Here is a 2,013-nt window from a genome sequence, read left to right on the forward strand (position 1 = left end):
TTTGTCTACTATGCCTAATATTGGAATGATGGATTGTACAAAAATTAGTTTGGTGGAGATAGACGGGATCGAACCGACGACCTCTTGCATGCCATGCAAGCGCTCTCCCAACTGAGCTATATCCCCATAAGAATGGTTTTAATGATGAGTCATTAAAGTGCGGCTATATTAATAACCGCACTTTGATCTGTCAATCTGATTTCTGCAATTCTTTGCGATTTTGGCGTCGAATGGCGAAAATTAAATCAGTTGTTTATGCTGATAACTTGTTTTGGATAAACTCCAGTGCTTTTTCAATTCGCACCAAGCTGCGCTCTCTGCCGATGCCGACCAATGTCACGTCCAACGATGGCGATTGTCCACTACCGGTCACAGCAACCCGTAACGGCATACCCACTTTACCCATGCCGATGTTTAATTCTGTTGCGGTTTGTTCAATCGCTTGATGAATATCCTGTGCATTCCAGTCATCAAGTGCGGTCAGCTTTTGCAACACCACGCTAAGCGGTTCGATTGCAGCGGCTTTAAAATGTTTTTTGACCGCACTTTCTTCAAATTGCGAAAAATCCTCAAAGAAATAACGGCTTGCCGCAGCCATCTCTTTTAAGGTTTTACAACGCTCACCCAGCATTTGCACCACGCTTGCCAAACTTGGGCCATTGCTGGTGTCAATTTGCTGATCTTGCATATGCCATGCCAGATAGCCAGCAACTTTTTCCGCCGGTAATTCACGAATATAGTGGTGGTTCAACCATAATAATTTATCGTGGTTAAACGAGCTGGCGGAACGGCTGACCGAGGTCAAATTAAATAACTCGACCATTTCTTCACGACTAAATACTTCCTGATCACCGTGCCCCCAGCCCAAACGCACTAGGTAGTTGTTTAGCGCTTCCGGCAGATAGCCGTTATCGCGATATTCCATCACGCTGACTGCGCCATGGCGTTTGGAGAGCTTTTGCCCGTCTTCGCCCAAAATCATCGAAACGTGCGCATATACCGGCACCGGGGCGCCTAACGCTTTTAAGATATTGATTTGACGTGGGGTATTGTTGATGTGATCTTCACCGCGCACAACGTGAGTGATCCCCATATCCCAATCGTCCACCACCACACAAAAATTATAGGTTGGAGAGCCATCAGTACGGCGGATAATCAAATCGTCCAGCTCTTGATTGCTGATCTCGATCCTGCCACGGATCGCATCCTCAAAAATCACTGAACCTTCGGTCGGATTTTTAAAACGCACCACATGCGGTTGAGTTTGCTGATGAGTATGATCATGCAGGCAGTGGCGGTCATAACGTGGCTTCTCTTTATTTTGCTCTTGCTGTTCACGCAAAGTTTCTAATCTCGCTTTGCTACAATAGCAACGGTATGCCAAGCCTTGTTCCAGCATTTGGTCGATCACTTGATTATAACGATCAAAGCGTTTGGTTTGATAATAAGGACCATGCTCCCAGTGCATATCCAGCCATTCCATCGCTTCCAAAATCGCATCAGTTGCGGCTTGGGTGGAACGTTCTAAATCGGTGTCTTCAATCCGCAATACAAATTCGCCTTGATTGTGGCGAGCATACAGCCAAGAGTAAAGTGCGGTACGCGCGCCGCCAACGTGCAAAAAACCGGTTGGGCTAGGAGCGAAACGGGTTCTGACTTTGACATCAGGATTAAAATTGAATAGGGGTTGAATATCCATTGCTTGACCTTGTAAATTCGATATTAAAAATAAAATACTGCATATTGTACTATGACTGACGACTATTGATAGAATAAATTAACCTTATGTGTTTATTTTTACGCCAATTAGCCCAAAAAAAACAAAAAACCGTTGACTGCAAGGCTGCACCAATTATAATGCTCGCTCACAACAAATGGGCGATTAGCTCAGTTGGGAGAGCACCTCCCTTACAAGGAGGGGGTCACTGGTTCGAGACCGGTATCGCCCACCACTTTTTTGTAAGTGTCTGTTTGTTGTTATAAGTTTGACCTAGCGGGCGATTAGCTCAGTTG

Annotated in this window: 1 protein-coding gene and 2 tRNA genes; 1 reads left to right on the top strand and 2 read right to left on the bottom strand. The window is 45.3% G+C overall.

Features of this window, described 5'->3' with window-relative positions:
• Positions 1 to 50 precede the first annotated feature (50 nt).
• Positions 51 to 126 (bottom strand) — tRNA-Ala (locus FHQ23_RS11180).
• Positions 127 to 253: 127 nt separating this feature from the next.
• Positions 254 to 1,699, bottom strand: coding sequence for a glutamate--tRNA ligase (gene gltX, locus FHQ23_RS11185; RefSeq protein WP_139614394.1), 1,446 nt, complete (start codon positions 1,697 to 1,699; stop codon positions 254 to 256).
• 177 nt (positions 1,700 to 1,876) lie between these two features.
• Between gltX and FHQ23_RS11190 the strand changes: the two genes are divergently transcribed.
• Positions 1,877 to 1,952 (top strand) — tRNA-Val (locus FHQ23_RS11190).
• Positions 1,953 to 2,013: the final 61 nt, after the last annotated feature.

Origin of the sequence: Testudinibacter crocodili (assembly GCF_006228025.1) — a bacterium.
Taxonomy (GTDB): domain Bacteria; phylum Pseudomonadota; class Gammaproteobacteria; order Enterobacterales; family Pasteurellaceae; genus Chelonobacter.

Coding starts and splice junctions, on each gene's coding strand:
- gltX (WP_139614394.1), bottom strand. CDS start 1,699: ATGGATATTCAACCCCTATTCAATTTTAATCCTGATGTCAAAGTCAGA.